This window comes from Massilia sp. CT11-108 (genome assembly GCF_047302915.1).
GTDB classification, from domain to species: Bacteria; Pseudomonadota; Gammaproteobacteria; order Burkholderiales; family Burkholderiaceae_D; genus Telluria; species Telluria orientalis.
In genome coordinates, this window is record NZ_JBKYMO010001018.1 from 1 (window position 1) to 920 (window position 920).

Genomic DNA, 920 nt, shown 5'->3' on the forward strand with positions numbered 1-920 from the left:
GTCCAGGCCTGCTGCAGCGGATGCATGGCGCGGGCATCGAGGCCCTCGATCGTGGTGATGCGACGCCCGCCGACTGGCCGAGGAAGCGGCGGCGCGCGGGGGAGGCGGGGCGGCTCATGCTTTCCCCTTGGCGCCGGTCGCGGCAATGTCCGCGGCCCGGTGGATGCCGGCGCGGATACGGACATACGTCGCGCAGCGGCACAGGTTGCCGGCCATCGCGTCGTCGATCTGGGCGTCGGTCGGCTTCGGATGCTGTTTCAGGAGGGCGCAAGCCGTCATGATCTGGCCGGCCTGGCAATAGCCGCATTGCGGCACGTCCAGCTCGGTCCAGGCCTGCTGCAGCGGATGCATGGCGCGGGCATCGAGGCCCTCGATCGTGGTGATGCGGCGCTTGCCGATGCTGCTCACCGGCAATTGGCAGGCGCGGGCCGGCTGGCCGTCCACGTGCACGGTGCAGGCGCCGCAGGCACCGATGCCGCAACCGTATTTCGTGCCGACGAGGCCGAGGGTATCGCGCAGCGCCCACAGCAGCGGGGTATCCGCTTCGACGTTAACGGCCTGGGCCTTGCCGTTGACGTTCAGTGTGTATTTACTCATGTCCTCGTGGGATGGGTTTGGATTGCCAGATCGGAACTGTGCAATGCTAAACCAAACTGCCCCGTCAAGACCAAGGGATTTGATCTTTTACGTGGCAATAGTAGAAACCCGGGGGCTATGACATACTGGCGCGGCCCGATGCGCAGCATCGCACGCCCCATTTACATGCGACGACCGATCACTTTTCCGACCAACCTGCGCAGCCGCCTCGCCGGTGCCGTCGGCGTGCTCGTGCTGGGCGCCACGATGCTCGCCGGCCCGCTGGCCGTGGACGTGGCCGAGCACGACCTGCGCGCCCAGCACGGCGCGCAGCAGTATGCGTG

General features: G+C 67.2%; 1 protein-coding gene. It reads right to left on the reverse strand.

From position 1 onward, the window contains the following. Positions 1–114: 114 nt before the first annotated feature. On the reverse strand, positions 115–597 hold the full coding sequence (locus ACEN88_RS32830; protein WP_413346465.1) for a (2Fe-2S)-binding protein: 483 nt from the start codon (positions 595–597) through the stop codon (positions 115–117). Positions 598–920 lie beyond the last annotated feature (323 nt).

Coding starts and splice junctions, on each gene's coding strand:
- ACEN88_RS32830 (WP_413346465.1), bottom strand. CDS start 597: ATGAGTAAATACACACTGAACGTCAACGGCAAGGCCCAGGCCGTTAAC.